Origin of the sequence: Micromonospora sp. NPDC005087, from assembly GCF_042872965.1 — a bacterium.
Classification (GTDB): Bacteria; Actinomycetota; Actinomycetes; order Mycobacteriales; family Micromonosporaceae; genus Micromonospora.
On the sequence record NZ_JBIALB010000006.1, the window covers coordinates 164,421 to 182,452 of the forward strand.

At 73.3% G+C, this 18,032-nt stretch carries 17 protein-coding genes; 6 read left to right on the forward strand and 11 right to left on the reverse strand.

Annotated elements, in window-relative coordinates; translation table 11 throughout:
- The first annotated feature begins 318 nt into the window (after window positions 1–318).
- Complete coding sequence (locus tag ACFYPS_RS16710) at window positions 319–1,512, forward strand: hypothetical protein (protein ID WP_387325303.1); 1,194 nt, start codon at window positions 319–321, stop codon at window positions 1,510–1,512.
- Window positions 1,513–1,587: 75 nt separating this feature from the next.
- On the opposite strand, the gene dxs is transcribed toward ACFYPS_RS16710, so the two are convergent.
- The 4 genes from dxs to ACFYPS_RS16730 form a co-directional block, all read right to left on the reverse strand.
- Window positions 1,588–3,534 carry a 1-deoxy-D-xylulose-5-phosphate synthase gene (dxs, locus tag ACFYPS_RS16715; RefSeq protein ID WP_354963113.1) on the reverse strand — a complete coding sequence of 649 codons (1,947 nt, stop codon included), beginning with the start codon at window positions 3,532–3,534 and terminating at the stop codon, window positions 1,588–1,590.
- Between the two features lie 140 nt (window positions 3,535–3,674).
- Window positions 3,675–4,844 carry an anhydro-N-acetylmuramic acid kinase gene (locus ACFYPS_RS16720; RefSeq protein WP_354963114.1) on the reverse strand — a complete coding sequence of 390 codons (1,170 nt, stop codon included), beginning with the start codon at window positions 4,842–4,844 and terminating at the stop codon, window positions 3,675–3,677.
- Between the two features lie 48 nt (window positions 4,845–4,892).
- Entirely contained in the window at window positions 4,893–6,167 is a 1,275-nt protein-coding gene (locus tag ACFYPS_RS16725; protein WP_354963115.1) for a TRAM domain-containing protein, read from the reverse strand.
- Complete coding sequence (locus ACFYPS_RS16730) at window positions 6,160–8,238, reverse strand: APC family permease (protein WP_354963116.1); 2,079 nt, start codon at window positions 8,236–8,238, stop codon at window positions 6,160–6,162. Before ACFYPS_RS16730 ends, ACFYPS_RS16725 begins: the two co-directional genes overlap by 8 nt.
- Window positions 8,239–8,401: 163 nt before the next feature.
- Between ACFYPS_RS16730 and ACFYPS_RS16735 the strand changes: the two genes are divergently transcribed.
- Entirely contained in the window at window positions 8,402–9,067 is a 666-nt protein-coding gene (locus ACFYPS_RS16735; RefSeq protein WP_354963117.1) for a TrkA family potassium uptake protein, read from the forward strand.
- Between the two features lie 3 nt (window positions 9,068–9,070).
- Window positions 9,071–9,760: a TrkA family potassium uptake protein gene (locus tag ACFYPS_RS16740; RefSeq protein WP_354963118.1), complete on the forward strand. Its 690-nt coding sequence runs from the start codon at window positions 9,071–9,073 to the stop codon at window positions 9,758–9,760.
- 28 nt (window positions 9,761–9,788) lie between these two features.
- Here the strand turns inward: ACFYPS_RS16740 and ACFYPS_RS16745 are convergent, their stop codons facing one another.
- The 4 genes from ACFYPS_RS16745 to dut all read right to left on the reverse strand — a co-directional run bounded on the left by ACFYPS_RS16745 (window position 9,789) and on the right by dut (window position 12,250).
- A complete protein-coding gene (locus ACFYPS_RS16745; protein ID WP_354963119.1) occupies window positions 9,789–10,472 on the reverse strand; it encodes a DUF3159 domain-containing protein in 684 nt (227 codons plus the stop codon).
- Window positions 10,473–10,497: 25 nt separating this feature from the next.
- Window positions 10,498–10,878: an OB-fold nucleic acid binding domain-containing protein gene (locus ACFYPS_RS16750; protein WP_089017103.1), complete on the reverse strand. Its 381-nt coding sequence runs from the start codon at window positions 10,876–10,878 to the stop codon at window positions 10,498–10,500.
- 126 nt (window positions 10,879–11,004) lie between these two features.
- Entirely contained in the window at window positions 11,005–11,682 is a 678-nt protein-coding gene (locus ACFYPS_RS16755) for a DUF3710 domain-containing protein (RefSeq protein WP_354963120.1), read from the reverse strand.
- 25 nt (window positions 11,683–11,707) lie between these two features.
- Window positions 11,708–12,250 carry a dUTP diphosphatase gene (gene dut / locus ACFYPS_RS16760; RefSeq protein ID WP_354963121.1) on the reverse strand — a complete coding sequence of 181 codons (543 nt, stop codon included), beginning with the start codon at window positions 12,248–12,250 and terminating at the stop codon, window positions 11,708–11,710.
- 69 nt (window positions 12,251–12,319) lie between these two features.
- Here dut and ACFYPS_RS16765 point away from each other — a divergent pair, with 69 nt between their 5' ends.
- Window positions 12,320–12,853 carry a DUF3093 domain-containing protein gene (locus tag ACFYPS_RS16765; protein ID WP_387325311.1) on the forward strand — a complete coding sequence of 178 codons (534 nt, stop codon included), beginning with the start codon at window positions 12,320–12,322 and terminating at the stop codon, window positions 12,851–12,853.
- Window positions 12,854–12,880: 27 nt separating this feature from the next.
- Here ACFYPS_RS16765 and ACFYPS_RS16770 read toward each other — a convergent pair whose 3' ends face one another.
- Window positions 12,881–13,678 carry a hypothetical protein gene (locus tag ACFYPS_RS16770; RefSeq protein WP_354963123.1) on the reverse strand — a complete coding sequence of 266 codons (798 nt, stop codon included), beginning with the start codon at window positions 13,676–13,678 and terminating at the stop codon, window positions 12,881–12,883.
- A gap of 120 nt (window positions 13,679–13,798) precedes the next feature.
- Complete coding sequence (locus tag ACFYPS_RS16775; RefSeq protein WP_007075406.1) at window positions 13,799–14,095, reverse strand: DUF4193 domain-containing protein; 297 nt, start codon at window positions 14,093–14,095, stop codon at window positions 13,799–13,801.
- 433 nt (window positions 14,096–14,528) lie between these two features.
- Here ACFYPS_RS16775 and ACFYPS_RS16780 point away from each other — a divergent pair, with 433 nt between their 5' ends.
- Window positions 14,529–15,047 carry a LytR C-terminal domain-containing protein gene (locus ACFYPS_RS16780; RefSeq protein ID WP_354963313.1) on the forward strand — a complete coding sequence of 173 codons (519 nt, stop codon included), beginning with the start codon at window positions 14,529–14,531 and terminating at the stop codon, window positions 15,045–15,047.
- A gap of 89 nt (window positions 15,048–15,136) precedes the next feature.
- On the opposite strand, the gene ACFYPS_RS16785 is transcribed toward ACFYPS_RS16780, so the two are convergent.
- Window positions 15,137–15,958: an inositol monophosphatase family protein gene (locus ACFYPS_RS16785; RefSeq protein WP_354963124.1), complete on the reverse strand. Its 822-nt coding sequence runs from the start codon at window positions 15,956–15,958 to the stop codon at window positions 15,137–15,139.
- A gap of 289 nt (window positions 15,959–16,247) precedes the next feature.
- Between ACFYPS_RS16785 and ACFYPS_RS16790 the strand changes: the two genes are divergently transcribed.
- Window positions 16,248–17,861 carry an RNA polymerase sigma factor gene (locus ACFYPS_RS16790; protein WP_354963125.1) on the forward strand — a complete coding sequence of 538 codons (1,614 nt, stop codon included), beginning with the start codon at window positions 16,248–16,250 and terminating at the stop codon, window positions 17,859–17,861.
- Window positions 17,862–18,032: the final 171 nt, after the last annotated feature.

Consider the following 18,032-nt stretch of genomic DNA (forward strand, 5'->3'; position numbering starts at 1 on the left):
GGCGCCGCGGGCGGCCCCGCGAGCACGGATTCGGCGACGCGGGGAACCCTGGCGGGCGCGACGGGAGCGGCGGCCGAAGTGTGGTGGCTCACTGTCTCGTCGGAGCGGGCCTCCGCCTCCCGGTGCGGCGCGGACAGGGCGCGGGACTCGGCAGGCGTCACAGTCGGCGGAGTCTACCCGAGCGACGAAAGGGTACTTAAACCCCGGTGTCGTCCAATGTGGTGGATGGACCGACCGCCACCGGAGGCGTCGCGTCGGACATCTCGTACTATGGCGCTTTCCCACAGCGACGACGAGGCGATCGGGAGGGCGGATCAGGTGACTCCAGACCGCCGGCACGGCAGGGCGCTCACCGTCCTGCTGGCCGCCCTGCTGGCCGCCACGGCATGCGGCCCGGTCGCCGACCGCAAGCCGAAGGATCTGCGGGTCGGGTACGACAGCCTGGACGGCACGCTGACGGTGTGGCCGCCCCGGGGCGACCTGTCCGGCGACGCCACCACGACGGCGGCGGTCACCGACGCGGTACGCGCCTGGCGGTCACCCGCCGACGATCGGGCGCACCTGCCCTCGTCCGGCATCCTCTTCTCCGGACGCGTCGAGGGCGCCCCGGTGGCGCTGGTCGCCACGGACGTGCCCGGCGAGAGCGCCTCCTGGCTGCTGCAACTCACCCGCGACGGCGACCGGTACGCGGTCACCCGCGCCACCGAGTACACCGACCCCGGCTACCTGGTCTACTCCGACGTGCTGCCGGTGCAGGCCCCCGGCGGCCGGCGCTACCTGGTCTCCGCCCGGGTGCAGCGGCTGCTCGGGCCGCAGGGCCGGGCGCTGACCGTCGCCGACGGCCTCAGCGCGCCGGTCGACGTGCCGGCCTGCGCGGCGGTCCCGGTGACCGCGACCCTGCGGGCCACCGAGTCGCTGCCCCGGGGGCGGGCCGCCGACCGGCTCCTCGACCTGGGCACCGGCACCGCCGATCCGCGTTATCCGCTGGTACGCGACGAGTCCGGCACGGGCCGGCGGGCGCTCACCGGCCTGGACACCTGCGTGCTGGCCGACGACCGGGGCCCCTTCGGCAGCATCCCCCGCCGGATCGGCGACCGCGACGCGCCGCGGTCGGTGCCGACGTCCTGGCCGATGGCGAAGCTCACGATCCGCTCGCTCGGCGAGGTCGCTCTCGGCGGCGGCGAGCCGGCCGAGTTGCAGCAGCTCAGCTGGGCCACCGACGCCGGCACGATGACCGCGGTGGTCTACCGACCGGCGGACGGGAGCGCGCCGGTGGTCTCACCGGCCGACCGGGCCACACCGTTGCAGACGTACCAACTGCCGGTGCCCGGCCAGCCGCTGGTGGTGCTCAGCTGGCGGGCCACCCGGGACAACTCGCTCTCCGTCCCGCCGGGCACCCCGCTGCTGGTCGAACGCCCCGGCCTGGTGGTCATCCCCGAACCGTCACGCCCCCAGACCTTCAGCCTCGCCGGCACCGACAAGACCCACTACCGCTCGGTCAGCCCCCGCTGACCCACCCCGTCGTCCCGGGGCGCACGGAAACGACGGGCGGGCCCGGAGGGGCCGCCCGCCGTCGTGTGCCGTGGGTCAGTTCTGGGCGGTGGCGTCGGTGGGGGTGAGGCGGTCCGGGGTGGCGTCCAGACCGGAAATCCAACCGGTGACGTTCCGGGCCACGTCCTGCGCGGTCAGGCCCAGGTCGGCGAGGATCTGGGCGCGGGTGCCGTGCGGGTGCCAGTCGGCCGGTACGCCCAGGTCCTTCAGCGGCACCCGGACGTCGGCGTCACGCATCGCCTGACCGAGCGCGTCGCCCACGCCGCCGACCCGCACGCCGTCCTCGACGCTGACCACGAGTCGGTGGCCGGCGGCCAGCTCGACCAGCTCGGCCGGGACCGGGCGGACCCATCGGGGGTCGACCACGGTGACGCCGTAGCCCTGCTCGGCGACCCGGGCGGCCACCTCCATGCCCAGCTGCCCGAAGGAGCCGACGGCGACCAGCAGCACGTCGGTGCGGGCCGACTCGGCCAGCACGTCGACCGGGCCGACCCGGCGCAGCGCCGGCAGGTCCGCGGCGACCGCACCGGTCGGGAAGCGCACGACTGTCGGGCCGTCGTTGACGGCCAGCGCCTCGCGCAACTCCTCGCGCAGGGTGGCGGCGTCCCGGGGGGCGGCGATCCGCAGCCCGGGCACCACCCCGAAGACCGACATGTCCCAGATGCCGTAGTGGCTGGGGCCGTCCGGGCCGGTGATGCCGGCGCGGTCCAGCACGAAGGTCACCGGCAGCTTGTGCATCGCCACGTCGAGCAGGACCTGGTCGAAGGCACGGTTGAGGAAGGTGGCGTAGACCGCGACCACCGGGTGCAGGCCGCCCAGCGCCAGCCCGGCCGCCGAGGTGGCCGCGTGCTGCTCGGCGATGCCCACGTCGTACACCCGCTCGGGGTACTTGCGGGCCAGCTTGGCGATGCCGGTCGGCTCCGCCATCGCGGCGGTGATGCCCACCACGTCCGGCCGCTCGTCCGCGACGGCCAGCAGCTCGTCGGCGAAGACGTGGGTCCACTTCACCGAGGGGGCGGCCAGCAGGGCGCCGGTCTCCACGTCGAAGGCGCTGCCGGGGCCGTGCAGGCAGTCCGCCTCGTCCTCCTCGGCCGGGCGGTAGCCGTAGCCCTTGCGGGTGACCGCGTGCACGATCACCGGGCCGCCGAAGTTCTTCGCCGCGCGCAGCGCCGACTCGACCGCCGCCACGTCGTGCCCGTCCACCGGGCCGACGTACTTGATGCCGAGGTCCTCGAACATGGCCTGCGGGGCGACGGCGTCCTTGATGCCCTTCTTGACCGCGTGCAGCACCTCGTACATCGGCCGGCCGACGAGCGGCGTGGAGCCGAGGGCGTCCTTGACCGTGTCGAGGACCTTCTCGTAGCCGGGGTTGAGCCGCAGCGAGGAGAGGTGGTCGGCCAGCCCGCCGATGGTGGGCGAGTAGGACCGACCGTTGTCGTTGACCACGATGACCAGGGAGTTGCCGGCGGTGGCGATGTTGTTCAGCGCCTCCCAGCACATGCCGCCGGTGAGCGCGCCGTCGCCGACCACGGCCACGACGCTGCGCGCCTCGCCCCGCAGGGCGTACGCCTTGGCCAGGCCGTCGGCGTAGGAGAGCGCGGTGGAGGCGTGCGAGTTCTCGATCAGGTCGTGCTCGCTCTCGGCCTGGCTGGGGTAGCCGGAGAGGCCACCGCGCTGGCGGAGCTTGTCGAAGCCGGCCTGGCGCCCGGTGAGGATCTTGTGCACGTACGACTGGTGACCGGTGTCGAACAGGAGCCGGTCGCGGGGGGAGTCGAAGACGCGGTGCATGGCCAGCGTCAGCTCGACCACACCGAGGTTGGGCCCGACGTGCCCGCCGGTGCGGGAGACCTTGGCGATCAGGAAGTCCCGGATTTCGGCGGCGAGGACGTCCAGCTCCTCGCCGGACATCCGCTTGACGTCCTGCGGACCGCGCACCGTCCCCAGCAGCCGACCGTGGTTGGCCCTGTCCTCTTCAACGCTCATGACCGCAGAGTCTATCGGCCCTCCGGTACTCCGCAGCCCGGCCCGAGCACCGCACGCTCGGACCCGGTCCGCACCCGCCGGCTGAGCGTTCGGTCAGACACGGTTCGGCCGGGTCACCCGGCGGGTGGGCGCGTGCCTGGTCAGGACCGGATCCGCAGCCGGCGCGGCGGGTCGGCCGGCGTTCCGGGGTACGCCGGCCCGGCCGGGGTCCAGGAGCCGAGCACCGCGCCCCGGGTGGCGCCGGTCACCGACGGGAGCGACCCGGGCAGGCCGTGCCAGGACAGCCACCCGAGCAGCGCGAAGGCGTACGCCTCCTTGGCCTGCGCGGGCACGCCCAGCTCGTCGGTGCCGCGCAACCGCCACCGGCCGGCGCCCAGCGCGGCGAGCCGGCCCAGCAGGGTGGGATTGCGCACACCGCCGCCCGCGGCGACCACCTCGACCACGTCGTGCCGGTCGCACTCGGCGGCCACCACCCGGGCGGTCAGCTCGGTCAGCGTCGCCAGCAGGTCGTCCACCGGCACCGGCGCGCCGAGCGCGGCCAGGTGGCGGTCCAGGTAGCCGGCGTGGAACAGCTCCTTGCCGGTGGACTTCGGCGGCGGCGCCGCGTAGTACGGCTCGGCCAGCAGCTCGGCGAGCAGCCCCGGGTGCACCCGGCCGGCTGCCGCCCGGGCGCCGTCGAGGTCGCACGGCCGATCCAGGAAGCGCCGGGCCGCCGCGTCCAGCAGGGCGTTGGCCGGGCCCACGTCGTACCCGAGCACCGGTGCCCCCGGCGCGACCACGGTGAGGTTGGCGATGCCGCCGAGGTTCAGCGCCGCGCGCGGCGCCGCGGCGCCGTCTGCCGGGTCCAGCAGCAGCGCGTCGAAGGCCGGCACCAGCGGCGCGCCCTGCCCGCCGAGGGCGATGTCCGCCGAGCGGAGGTCGCTGAGCACAGGTACGCCGACCCGGGCGGCCACCCGGGCCACCGCGCCCAGTTGCAGGGTGCCGAGGGCCACCCCGTCGGCGACCCAGTGGAAGACCGTCTGCCCGGGCGAGACCACCGCGTCGGCCCGCCCGCCGGCCAGCTCCACGCCGACCGCCGCCGCCTCGGCGAAGACCTCTCCGAGGCGGTTGTCGAGCCGGCAGACCGCCTCGATGGTGGTGGCCGCCGGTGGCAGCAGCGCGGCGATCTCGGCGCGCAGCCGCTCGTCGTAGTCGAGGCCGCGGTGCCCCAGCGGGCGCAGCCACAGGGTGTCCCCCTCGGCGGTGAACTCCGCCGCCACGACGTCCACCCCGTCGTACGACGTCCCCGACATCAACCCGACGATCCGCATGAAGGAAGGGCCCCCTGTTAACGCCTCGTGTATAGGAAGGGTCCCCTGCTAACGCGCAGCGGGCGGGAGCAGCAGCCCGACCAGCTCGACGTGCTGGGTCATCGGGAACAGGTCGAAACCGCGCACTGCCTCCAGCCGCCAGCCCAGCTCGGCGAAGGTGCGCACGTCCCGGGCGAAGGCGGCCGGGTCGCAGGCCACGTACGCCACCGCGCGCGGACCGGCGGCGGCCAGCGCGCGCACCACCGGGGCGCCCGCCCCGGAGCGCGGCGGATCGAGGACCACCACGTCGACCGGGCCGGTGATCCGTCGGCGGGCCAGCGCCGTCTCGACCCGGGCCGACACCACCTCGACCCGGGGCAGGTCGGCCAGGTTCTCCCGGGCGGCGGCGACGCCCTGGGCGGATGCCTCCACCAGGGTCACCCGGCCGGTCGCACCGACCCGGGCGGCCAGCCCGGCGGCGAACAGTCCAGCACCGCCGTAGAGGTCCCAGGCCACCTCGCCCGGTCGCGGGTCGAGCAGTTCCAGCACAGCCGTGGACAACGTGTCCGCAGCCGCCGGATGCACCTGCCAGAAGGCGGACGCGGGCAGCTCCCAGTCCCGCCCGGCGGCCACCTCGCGGACCGTCGTCGGCCCGCTCACCGGGGTTGCCGCACCGTCGCGGACCTCCGCGACGGTCACGTCCCCGCCGGTGCTGGCGACGGTCTCCACCGCCTCGGCGGCCGGCCAGCGCGCGCCGGTCGGGGTGAGTACCGGCAGCTGCTGGATGGCCGGGTGGGCGATCCGGCAGCGGTCGATCGGCACCACCTCGTGCGAGCGGTGCTTGAGCAGGCCGGCCCGGTCGGCGGCGTCCACCGCGTAGCGGACCCGGGAGCGCCAGCCCAGCAGCCCGCCGGGCAGCGCCTCGACCCGGACTCCGAGCCGGTCCAGCTCGGCGTCGGTCAGCCCACCGAGGCGGACCAACTGCTCACGCACCACGGCGGCCTTCCAGGCCAGCTGCGCGTCGGGTGCGACGTGTTGCAGGTCGCAGCCACCACAGGCGCCCGGCTTCGCGTACGGGCAGGGCGGCTCGACCCGGTCCGGCGAGGGTTCCAGCACGGTCACCGCGTCGGCGCGGACGAACCCCCGGTGCACCTCGGTGACCTCGGCGATCACCCGCTCGCCGGGCAGCGCGTGCCGGACGAAGACCACCTGGCCGTCCACCCGGGCCACGCAGTGCCCGCCGGGGGCGACCGCGTCGACGGTCAGCTCGACCAGCTCCGCCTCGGCCAGCCCGCGCTCCGGCGGCGGTGGTGTCTCGGCCCGCCGTACTCCCGGCTCAGTCACGGCCGGTCCCGACCGGGCCGCCGTCGACCGGGCCGCTCTCGCCGGACGGCGCGCTGACGACCGGCGGCGGGGTGCCGGGCGGGGCCACCCGCGGGCCGCGCGCCGGGGTCCGGGACAGCGTGGCGTCCAGCCGGTCCAGGTTCTTGCTCGCGGTCGAGGCGAGCTGCCACGGAACGCTGACCACCATCACCCCAGGTTCGAAGAGCAGCCGCCCCTTGAGGCGCAGCGCACTCTGGTTGTGCAGCAGGTTCTCCCACCAGCGCCCGACCACGTACTCCGGGATGAAGACGGTGACCACGTCCCGGGGCGACTTACGGCGGGTGGAGGCGACGAAGTCCAGGATCGGCCGGGTGATCTCCCGGTACGGCGAGTCGATCACGGTGAGCGGGATGGCCATCTCCCGCCGTTCCCACTCGACCTGCAGGTCCCGGGTGTCCTTGTCGTCCACGTTGACCGTCACCGCCGTCAGCGTGTCCGGCCGGGTGGCCCGGGCGTACGCGATGGCCCGCAGGGTCGGCTGGTGCAGCTTGCTGACCAGCACGATCGCGTGGTTGCGGGCGGGTAGCACGGCGCGGCCCTCGTCCGGCGGGGTCAACTCCCGGGCGACCCGGTCGTAGTGCCCACGGATGGCCAGCATCAACAGGTAGATCACCGCCATCGCCGCGATCGCGATCCAGGCGCCGAGCAGGAACTTGGTGATCAGCACGATCACCAGCACCGTACCGGTCAGGCCCGCGCCGAACGTGTTGATGGCCCGGGACCGTTGCATCCGGCGACGCGCCTCCGGATCCCGCTCGGTGCGCAGGCGCCGGTTCCAGTGCCGGATCATGCCGACCTGGGAGACGGTGAACGAGACGAAGACCCCGACGATGTAGAGCTGGATGAGCCGGGTCACCTCCGCCTGGAAGCCGACGATCAGCACGATCGCGAAGAGGGCGAGGAAGACGATGCCGTTGGAGAAGGCCAGCCGATCGCCCCGGGTGTGAAACTGCCGGGGCAGGTAACGGTCCTGCGCGAGGATCGAGCCGAGCACCGGAAAGCCGTTGAACGCGGTGTTCGCGGCCAGGAACAGGATCAGGGCGGTCACGCCGGCCACCACGTAGAGCAGGATCGACCCGGACCCGAAGACCGTCTCGCCGAGCTGGGTGGTGACGGTCTTCTGCACGTACCCCTCGGGACCGGAGACGATCTGCAGGGCCGGGTCCTCGACGAACTGCAGGTGGGTCAACCGGGCCAGCCAGATGATCCCGACCAGCATGCTCACCGAGATGGTGCCGAGCAGCAGCAGCGTGGTGGCGGCGTTGCGGCTCTTCGGCGCCTTGAACGCCGGCACCCCGTTGGAGATCGCCTCGACTCCGGTGAGCGCGGCGGCGCCCGAGCTGAACGTCCGCAGCAGCAGGAAGATCAGTGCGAAACCGGTCACGCTGTGCTCGGCCTGGATCACCAGATCGGCGCTCGGCGCGCGGAGTTCGTCGCCCAGCACGAAGACCCGGACCAGCCCGGTGAGCAGCATCCCGCCCATCACGATCACGAAGCCGTAGGTGGGGATGGCGAACGCGGTGCCCGACTCACGCAGGCCGCGCAGGTTCACCGCGCTCAGCAGCACCACCGCCGCCACCGCGATCATGACCTTGTGGGTGGCCACGAAGGGCAGCACCGAACCGAGGTTCGCCACCCCGGAGGAGACTGACACCGCCACCGTGAGCACGTAGTCGACCAGCAGGGCGCTGGCCACGCCGACGCCGAACTTCGGGCCCAGGTTGACCGTGGCCACCTCGTAGTCGCCGCCCCCGGAGGGGTAGGCGTGCACGTTCTGCCGGTAGCTGGCCACCACCGTCAGCATCACCACGACCACCGCCAGCGCGATCCACGGCGAGAAGACGTACGCCGACGCGCCGGCGATGGAGAGGGTTAGCAGGATCTCGTCAGGCGCGTACGCGACGCTGGACAGCGCGTCGGAAGCGAACACGGGCAGCGCGATGCGCTTCGGCAGGAGGGTGTGCTGCAGCCGGTCGGACCGGAACGGTCGACCGAGGAGCAGCCGCTTCAGCAGCGAGGTGGGACTGGCCACGAACGCCAAGAGTACGACCACCACGGCGGGGGCGCGGGGGTGGGCGATCACGGCTGGCTGGAGCGGCGGGGTACGGTCGGTCCCCGCTTCCGACCGGGACGTGGCAGGCTCGCACTCGGAGGCCACCGGCAGCGGGAGCGGTACGCACCTTGGGAGGGACAGCGTGCACGTCGTGATCATGGGTTGTGGCCGGGTCGGGTCGACCCTCGCGCACAGCCTGGAGTCCCGGGGGCACTCGGTGGCGGTGATCGATCAGGACGCCGACGCCTTCCGCCGGCTCGGCCCCGACTTCGCCGGGATAACGGTGACCGGGGCGGGCTTCGACGGCGAGGTGCTGCGGCAGGCCGGCATCGAGCGGGCGGACGCCTTCGCCGCCGTCTCCAGCGGCGACAACTCCAACATCATCTCCGCCCGGCTGGCCCGGGAGACGTTCGGCGTGTCCCGGGTCGCGGCCCGGATCTACGACCAGCGCCGGGCGCAGGTCTACGAGCGGCTGGGCATCCCCACCGTGGCGACCGTGCGCTGGACGGCGGACCGGATGCTGCGGCACCTGGTGCCGGAGGGCAACGTGGAGATCTTCCGCGACCCGACGAGCACCGTGTCGATCGTCGAGGTCCCGGTGCACAAGGACTGGATCGGCCGGTCGGTGCGCGCGCTGGAGGAGGCGACCGGGGCACGGGTGGCCTATCTGATCCGCTTCGGCATCGGCACGCTGCCCACCGCCTCGACCGTCGTACAGGAGGGTGACCAGGTCTTCATGCTGGTCAGTGACGACATCGTGGCGACGGTCACGTCGGTGGCGGCGACGCCGCCGGAAGGGGGACAGTGAGCCATGCGGATCGCCATCGCGGGCGCCGGCAACGTGGGCCGCTCGATCGCCCAGGAGCTGATCGACAACGGTCACCAGGTGATGTTGATCGAGCGCCAACCGAAGATGCTGCGCCCGGACCGGGTGCCGGCCGCCGAGTGGGTGCTGGCCGACGCCTGTGAGCTGGCCAGCCTGGAGGAGGCCAACGTCGCCGGCTGCGACGTGGTGGTCGCGGCGACCGGCGACGACAAGGTCAACCTGGTGGTGTCGCTGCTGGCCAAGACCGAGTTCGCGGTGTCCCGCGTGGTCGCCCGGGTCAACCGGGCCGAAAACGAGTGGCTGTTCACCGAGCAGTGGGGCGTGGACGTCGCGGTGAGCAAGCCGCGGGTGATGGCGGCGCTGGTCGAGGAGGCGGTGACCGTCGGCGACCTGGTCCGGCTGATGACCTTCCGGCAGGGCGAGGCGAACCTGGTCGAGATCACGCTGCCGCCGACCGCGCCGTACGTCGGTCAGCCGATCCACGCCGTGCCGCTGCCCCGCGACTCCGCTCTGGTGGCGATCCTGCGCGGCAAGCGGGTCCTGGTGCCCAGCCCGGACGACCCGATCGAGGCCGGCGACGAGTTGGTCTTCGTCTGCACCGCCGAGGTGGAGGACCAGGTCCGGGCGGTGATCCTCGGCCCGGACAGCGTCGAGCGGACCCGCAGCTCCCGCTGAGCCGTCGCCCGGCGGCCCGGCGCTGCGCTCAGGCGCCGGGCAGCGGGGTCGGTTGCGACTCCCGAGTGACCCGGCGCACCGTCCAGACCGTGATCAGCAGCAGCAGCGCGTACGGCGGGTAGCCCAGCGCCAGCCGGGCCACGCCCAGCGCGGTGTCCTGGTGCGCCAGGTAGAGCCCCGCCTGCACGCCCACCTTGGCCAGCCAGACCACGCCCCAGAGCACGGTCAGCTGGGTGAAGGTGCGCACCAGCTTCGGGTCGTCCCGCCACTCCGCACGACCCTTGGCCACCAGCACCGACCAGATCCAGCCCACCAGCGGCTGCCGGATGGCCGCCGAGACCAGCAGGGCGATGCCGTAGCCGATGCCGTAGAGGATGCCGGGGAGGTAGAAGTCGCGCTCGTCGCCGGTACGCCAGGCGATGGCCGCACCGATGCCGACGCCGAACAGCCCGTTGACCGCGTGCCGGATCGGCCGGCGTTGGACCAGCCGCAGCCCGGCGATCAGCAGCGCGACAGCCACCGAGGCGATCACCGCGGGCCGCAGCTCGCCGATGATGTTGGCGATGACGAAGACCACCACCGGGATGCTGGACTCGACCAGCCCCCGCCAGCCGCCGAGCTGGTCGGCCATCTGCTCGGCGATCGTCGGCAGCCGCTCGTCGTCCTGAGGACCGGTCTCCGGCTGCGCCGCCCGGTGCTGTCCCGTCGTCATCGCCGGCCTTCCGTCCGCAACGCCGTCACTTCGGCGAGTCCAGCTCGTAGTAGGGGTTGTAGATGACCTTGCGGTCGTCCCGCACCGCGACCCGGCCGCGCGCGGTCAGGTGCCGCCCCGGCTCGATCCCGGCGATGTGCCGCCGACCCAGCCAGACCAGGGTGACCACGTCGCTGCCGTCGTACAGGTCGGCCTCGAGGGTGGGCAGGTTGGTCCGCGGCGTGTAGACCACCGTGCGCAGTCGACCGGCGACCGAGACCACCTGGCCCCGGGAACACTGCTGGGCCGGGACACCGCCGCACTCGGCGCTCTCCCGACGCAGCTCCTGCGCGTCGATCTCGGCCTCGCTGGCGGTGAGCCGTTGCAGGATGCGCCGCAGCGACACCCGGCTCTCGTCGGTCGTCATGACCTCCGCGTCACCCTCTCCACGATCACCGGCCCCGGCCGGCACTGGCCCGGCCGCCGGCGACGCCGGAACCGTGCCGCCAGCGTACGCCGACGGGGGCGGTTCCGGCGGGCCGGTGCGCGTGGGTCAGACCTGGCGCGGTTCAGCGGCGGACGCGTCCCCGGCCTCGGCGTCGGCGTCGGCCTGGTCGGCGACCTCCTTGGGCAGCCGCAGCGGCAGCGGCTCGCGGACCGGCTTCGCCTCCTGCCCCCGGTCGACCACCAGGCCGTCCAGGCACTCGGCGAGCGGCCCGGCGGTGGCCGGGTCGAGGGCCACCGGGCCCTGGAACACGCCGCGGACCATCCAGCGCGGCCCGTCGACGCCGACGAACCGCAGATTGGTCGGGCCGTCCGGGGTGTTCACCTGGGCGTGCAGCTCAGGGCCGTACTCGCCGTCGACCTCCTGGGCGGTGGCGCCGTCGCGGAGCAGCGACTGGCGGATCTCCTCGCGCACCTCGTCCCAGATCCCCTCGGACCGGGGGGCGGCGAAGACACCGAGCTGCAGCGCGTTCTCCCCGTGCACCAGCACCACCTGCTGGATCACGCCCTGCGGGTCGGCCTGCACCCGCACCTCCACCTCGGCGACCGCCGGGATGTGCAGGCTGCCGAGGTCGAGCCGCTGCACGTCGTCGTTGACCTCGGAGATGTCGTACGGGCCGCGCTCCAACGTCGGCGTCGACTCCTCGGTGCTCTGGCCGCCGACCTCGGTGGTCCGCTCGTCACGGGTGTGCCGCCCGGCATCGGCCCGCTTTCGGGAGAAGATCACTGCGCCCACCCTCCGCTGTTCACACTCACCCTGCCACCTCTTCCGTCTGCCCGCGGCTCGGCTCGTCCCGCTGCTCGACCAGGCCCGCCGGCGACGGCACCAGCCCGGCGTGCCCGCCGGTGGAGCCGTGCCCACCGGTCCCGCGCTGGGACCCGGGCAGCTCGGCCACCGGCTCGAACCGCGCCCGCGCGACCCGCTGGACCACGAGCTGCGCGATCCGGTCGCCGCGGGAGATCTTCGCCGGCGTTTCCCGATCATGGTTGATCAGGTTGACCAGGATCTCACCCCGGTAGCCGGCGTCGACCGTACCGGGCGCGTTGAGCACCGTCACGCCGAGCCTGGCCGCCAGGCCGGAGCGGGGATGGACCAGGCCCACGTACCCCTGGGGCAGCGCGATGGCAACGCCGGTGGGCACCAGGGCCCGGCCGCCGGGCGGCAACTCCACGTCCGCGGCCGCCACCAGGTCGGCCCCGGCGTCGCCGGGATGGGCGTACGCGGGCAGCGGCAGCTCGGCATCGAGCAGCCGTACGGGCACGGGTACGACGTCGGTCACGGGTCTCTCTTCCATCCGGTGGATCGGGGTGACCCTGCCATCCTGCCGGTTACCCGGGCCGTCGTGCGCCGTACCCTCGCAGGAGTGAGCATGTCGCCCTCTCCGTCCGCCGGTCAGCCACCGGTCGTGGCCCGCACGGCGTACGCCGAACGGCTGGATCTGCCCTGGTGGTTGTGGCTGGCCGGGCTGGCAAGCGCCGCGCTGCTGGCCGTCGAGATCTGGATGGGCGCCGACGGCGTCCGCACCTGGCTGCCGTTCGCGGTGCTGCTGCCGGCCACCGCGGCCGGGCTGTGGTGGCTGGGCCGGATCCGGGTCGCGGTCGCCGACGGTGAGCTGCGGGTGGACGACGCCCGGCTGCCGGTGCGCTTCGTGGCGGACGTGGTGCCGCTGGACGCGGCCGGCCGCCGTGAGGTGCTCGGGGTAGGCGCGGACCCGCTCGCCTTCGTCGTCCAGCGGCCGTGGATCGGCGGGGCCGTGCAGGTGGTGCTCGACGACCCGGCCGACCCGACCCCGTTCTGGGTGGTGAGCACCCGGCATCCGGTCGAGCTGGCCGAGGCGCTGCTGACCGCCCGGGACGCCCGCGCCCGCGTCGACCGCACGGCAGGCGAGCCGGGCTGACCGCGGCGGCGCCGCGTGTCGGCCCGCTCAGGTGCCGGTCGGCGGGCCGGGCAGGGCTGGCGGCGGGGCCGGCCGGGCGATGCCGCGCCGACGCAGGTCGACCTGGAGCTGGTCGGCCATCGACCGGGTCGCCCGGCGGTTGAGGAAGCTGGCCACCGCCGCGCCGGTGAGGAACGGCCCGAGCGTGGTGAGGTTGCGTCCGAAGCGCCGGAGCAGGGTGTCCCGCAGTTCCTTGCGCGCGGCGGTGCCGAGCACCGCGCCCACCCCCACGCCGGGCAGCATCGGGTTGACCCCGCGCTGGGTGGCCCAGGAGTGCACCAGGGCGACCGACCGTTGGCTGCCGGCGGCCGGCAGCGCCACGCCGTGCACCTCGTGCAACTCGCCGACCAGCTTCAGCTCGACCGCCACCACGGCGACCGTCTCGGCGGCCAGCAGCACCGGCGCAGACAGGAGGGTCGGGGCGACCGTCCACTCGACGGCGGCGACTCCCCCGCCGGCGGCGCCGATCCCGGCGGTGGTCCGGGCCGCGTTGCGGATCAACCGCTCGGCCAGGGCGTTGTCGTCCAGCCCCGGGAAGTGCCGGCGCAGGGTGGCCAGGTCCCGCACCGGTACGTGCGGGGCGATCTCGGCGACGGTGTCGACCATCCAGCGCACGGCGGAGCGGGGCTTGAACAGGTCGCCGATGCCCCGGGCGCGGGCCTGCCCGACCATCCGGGTGAGCAGTTGGCGGCGCTTCGCGGGCTCGATGTCGTCCGCGGTCAACGCCGCGACGGTGGCGCCGAGGTCGTCCGCGCCGGCGCCGGTGGTGTCGCCTCGATCGCTCATGGGGTCGGACCTCCCGGTGCTGTGGCTACCCCTACGAGTCAAGCAGGTACCCAGCGGTGGCGCATCGCTACACCGGCAGCGGCGGCCCCGATCAGGAGGCCGCCGCTGGTGTCGTGAGTGTCAGACGCACTCGCGGCAGATCAGTTCGCCGTTACGCTCGACCGCCAGCTGGCTGCGGTGGTGCACAAGGAAGCAGCGGGCGCACCGGAACTCGTCCTGCTGCATCGGTAGCACCTTGACCGTGAGCTCCTCGTCGGCCAGATCGGCGCCGGGCAGCTCAAAGCTCTCGGCCACCTCGGCCTCGTCGACGTCCACCGCGCCCGACTGTGAGTCGACGCGCCGGGCCTTGAGCTCTTCCAGGCTGTCCTCGCCGAGGTCGACCTCATCGCGACGCGGGGCGTCGTAGTCGGTGGCCATCGGTTTCACTCTCCCATATCGATGTTGTCGCTTCCGGTTGTAACGCCGGACGACGCTGTTTCGGTTCCGCTGGCCGGCCACCAGTTGTGTCGGGCACCCGACCCGGGGACCGAACGGGTTGAGCCCGCTGGGGCGACTCCCCTGCGAGCGCGGAACCTTACCCCCCCTTTGGGCGAGGCATGTATACCGCCCTTGCGGCTGAGATGTACGCCCCAGCCCCCCAAGTTGTTCCCAATGTGACTCAGGCGACACGAAGATAGGGGTAGTAGTACCCGGTTCGCGGTCGGCGCGCCGGCATGTCGGACTGTTTCCACGCGACGGCCGGACAACCGTTAACCTCAGCGGCGTATTCGACGGCCGCCGGTCAGTGCGATCGTTGGCGGCCGCCGCCACCCACCTGACGTCCGGGAGCGCCCAGATGAGTTTTGCGCGAGTGCGAGCACTCGTCGTCGTCGGCATGCTCGGGGTGCTGGCCCTGGCCTTCGTGATCACCGCGCTGGTCCGCGACACCCAGGGCAATGCGGGCACGGCCGAGGGTTGCCCCGATGGCTGGCCGCTGGCCGACGTGACTCTGCACGAGCCCAAGGACGTCAAGATCAACGTCTTGAACGCGACCGACGAGCCGGGCCGGGCCGGCAGCGTCGCGGACGACTTCCGCAACCGCAAGTTCCAGGTCAAGAAGGTCGGCAACGCGCCCAAGGGGATCGACGAGGTGGCCGTGCTGCGGTACGGCCCCAAGGGCGTCGGTTCGGCGCACCTGCTGCAGGCGTACTTCCTCAACAACGCCGAGCCGGGCTACGACCCGAAGCGCACCGACGACACGGTGGACGTGGTGCTGGGCAGCCGCTTCCAGCAGCTCGCCACGACGACCGAGGTGAACCAGTCCCTCGGTGACCTGGGCGCCCCGGCGGCGCCCCCGGAGTCGTGCCCGTCCCCGGTCGCCAAGAACTGACCGGGCAGGTCGGCGGGCGCTGACCCCTTCCGTCACCGCCCGCCGGCTCGGTGTCGCCGACGGACCCTCGGACGCACCGGCCACGCCGGTCAGGGGCCGCCGGCGGCATCCAGGGCGGCCAGGCGGTCGTGCAGCGGCGCGAAGAGCGCCGGCGGGGCCGCGAGCACCAGGTCCGGGCCGGCCGGACGCCCCTCCAGGCCGGTGACCCGCACACCCGCCTCGGCGGCCACCAGCCCACCGGCAGCGAGGTCCCAGGCGGCCAGACCCTTCTCGAAGTACGCGTCCAGGCGTCCCTCGGCGACCAGGCAGAGGTCCAGCGCGGCCGCGCCGAGCCGGCGGATGTCCCGCACGTGCGCGATCAGCCCGGCCACCACCCGGGCCTGGTGCGCCCGGCGACCGGCGTCGTAGCCGAAGCCGGTGGCGACCAGCGCCTGCCCCAGGTCGGTCTCGCCGGAACAGCGCAACCGGACGCCGTCACGCCACGCGCCACCGCCGGCCGTGGCGGTCCACTCCTCGCCGGTGCTGACGTTGCGCACCACGCCGGCGACCACCACGCCGTCCACCTCGGCGGCGAGCGACACCGCGCTGTACGGCAGCCCGTAGAGGTAGTTGACGGTGCCGTCGATCGGGTCGACGATCCAGCGCACGCCGCCCGGCCCGACCGGCCCGGTGTCCCCCGTGCCGTACTCCTCGCCGAGCACCGCGTCGCCCGGCCGCAGCCGGTGCAGCGCGTCGAGCACCTGCCGCTCGACCGCCCGGTCGGCCGCGGTGACCACGTCGGTGACCGTACTCTTGGTGGCGGCCACGGTGACGCCCTCGGCCCGCATCCGGTACGCGGTGGCCGCGGCGCCCCGCGTAACGTCGAGCGCGACAGCCAACAAATCCTCGGTCGCCGGCACCGAACGGTCCATCCCACGTCCCCTTCCCGCACGAGCGGGCCGTTCCGGGCCGCGCGTGAGTATCATCCTTACAAAGTCCACATCTGCGCCGAATCGGCGGTCCCCGCCGCCGTTACGCCGTGCGGCGCAGGATGATCGCCGCAGACGGCGTTACAATTCACCCCTGCGCCCACGCGCCACGGACCGCCGACCACCGGCCGGTCCGGGACACGGGGGTCCCTCACCACAACGCCCGGCCTGTCGCCCCACGCTGTGCCGGACGACCCGGCCGTACCCGCTCTTCGCCTCCGGAAGGTCATTCGTGACAGAACCCCGCCAGCCCGGCGCCGACGTTCGCTCGCTCACCGACACTCTGATCGCCCACGCGCAGAGCGCCGGCGGTCAGCTCACGTCGGCTCAGCTCGCGCGCACCGTCGAGTCCGCCGAGGTGACTCCGGCCCAGGCCAAGAAGATCCTGCGGGCGCTCTCCGAGGCGGGAGTGACCGTGGTGGTGGACGGCTCGGCCAGCACCCGTCGCCGGGTCGCGGCGGCCCGCTCGACCACGCCGGCGTCCCGGGCCACCACCGCCAAGACCACCAAAAAGGCCGCCGCACCGGCGCCCAAGCAGGCACCCGCCTCCGACGACGGCCCGTCCACGCCGGGCCCGCGGAAGGTGGCCCCGCGCAAGGCGGCCGGCACCACCGCCGAGGTCGCCACCGCCGCCGCGCCGGCGAAGGCCGCGACCAAGTCGACCCGGGCCACCAAGGCGACGGTCGCCGCGGCCGCCGGCGCCAAGCCGGCGAAGGCCGGCGGCAAGAAGGGCGAGGGCGCCGACGGCGAGATCGACCCGGAGGAGCTCGCCGCCACGATCGAGGACGTGGTGGTCGAGGAGCCGGCCGCGCTGACCCAGGCCGCCGAGACCGACGCCGCCGCCTCGGCCACCGACAACGACTTCGAGTGGGACGACGAGGAGTCCGAGGCGCTCAAGCAGGCCCGGCGGGACGCCGAGCTGACCGCCTCCGCCGACTCGGTGCGCGCATACCTGAAGCAGATCGGCAAGGTCCCGCTGCTCAACGCCGAGCAGGAGGTGGAGCTGGCCAAGCGGATCGAGGCCGGGCTCTACGCCGCGGAGCGGCTGCGGGCGGCCGACGAGGGCGAGGAGAAGCTCACCCGGGAGATGGTCCGCGACCTGGGCTGGATCTCCCGCGACGGCGAGCGGGCCAAGAACCACCTGCTGGAGGCGAACCTCCGCCTGGTCGTATCGCTGGCCAAGCGGTACACGGGGCGTGGCATGGCCTTCCTCGACCTGATCCAAGAGGGCAACCTCGGCCTGATCCGCGCGGTCGAGAAGTTCGACTACACCAAGGGCTACAAGTTCTCCACGTACGCCACCTGGTGGATCCGGCAGGCGATCACCCGCGCGATGGCCGACCAGGCCCGCACCATCCGCATCCCGGTGCACATGGTGGAGGTCATCAACAAGCTCGGCCGCATACAGCGCGAGCTGCTCCAGGACCTGGGCCGCGAGCCCACGCCGGAGGAGCTGGCCAAGGAGATGGACATCACACCGGAGAAGGTACTGGAGATCCAGCAGTACGCCCGGGAGCCCATCTCGCTGGACCAGACCATCGGCGACGAGGGCGACAGCCAGCTCGGCGACTTCATCGAGGATTCCGAGGCCGTGGTCGCGGTCGACGCGGTCTCGTTCACGCTCCTGCAGGACCAGCTCCAGCAGGTGCTGCAGACGCTCTCCGAGCGTGAGGCGGGTGTGGTACGCCTGCGCTTCGGCCTGACCGACGGCCAGCCGCGGACGCTGGACGAGATCGGCCAGGTCTACGGGGTGACCCGGGAGCGGATCCGGCAGATCGAGTCCAAGACGATGTCCAAGCTGCGTCACCCGTCCCGGTCGCAGGTCCTCCGGGATTACCTGGACTGAGCGGGTTTCGTCAACCGAACGTGTCGTTTTGACCACCTGGTGTGCAACACCAGATGGTGATCGTCCGGATGCACGAATGTGATCGTTGACGTGGCACCCTGGGTGCACGGCACACTGTCCCAGCCATGTGTGACCTCGGTCCCCCGCGGGCACACAGGGAAGGCAAGGCCC

What these genes read in the sequence shown, in the direction of transcription:
- dxs (WP_354963113.1), bottom strand. Translation starts at nt 3,534, where the DNA reads ATGAGCGTTGAAGAGGACAGGGCCAACCACGGTCGGCTGCTGGGGACG.
- ACFYPS_RS16720 (WP_354963114.1), bottom strand. Translation starts at nt 4,844, where the DNA reads ATGCGGATCGTCGGGTTGATGTCGGGGACGTCGTACGACGGGGTGGAC.
- ACFYPS_RS16740 (WP_354963118.1), top strand. Translation starts at nt 9,071, where the DNA reads ATGCGGATCGCCATCGCGGGCGCCGGCAACGTGGGCCGCTCGATCGCC.
- ACFYPS_RS16745 (WP_354963119.1), bottom strand. Translation starts at nt 10,472, where the DNA reads ATGACGACGGGACAGCACCGGGCGGCGCAGCCGGAGACCGGTCCTCAG.
- ACFYPS_RS16750 (WP_089017103.1), bottom strand. Translation starts at nt 10,878, where the DNA reads ATGACGACCGACGAGAGCCGGGTGTCGCTGCGGCGCATCCTGCAACGG.
- dut (WP_354963121.1), bottom strand. Translation starts at nt 12,250, where the DNA reads ATGGAAGAGAGACCCGTGACCGACGTCGTACCCGTGCCCGTACGGCTG.
- ACFYPS_RS16770 (WP_354963123.1), bottom strand. Translation starts at nt 13,678, where the DNA reads ATGAGCGATCGAGGCGACACCACCGGCGCCGGCGCGGACGACCTCGGC.
- ACFYPS_RS16775 (WP_007075406.1), bottom strand. Translation starts at nt 14,095, where the DNA reads ATGGCCACCGACTACGACGCCCCGCGTCGCGATGAGGTCGACCTCGGC.
- ACFYPS_RS16785 (WP_354963124.1), bottom strand. Translation starts at nt 15,958, where the DNA reads ATGGACCGTTCGGTGCCGGCGACCGAGGATTTGTTGGCTGTCGCGCTC.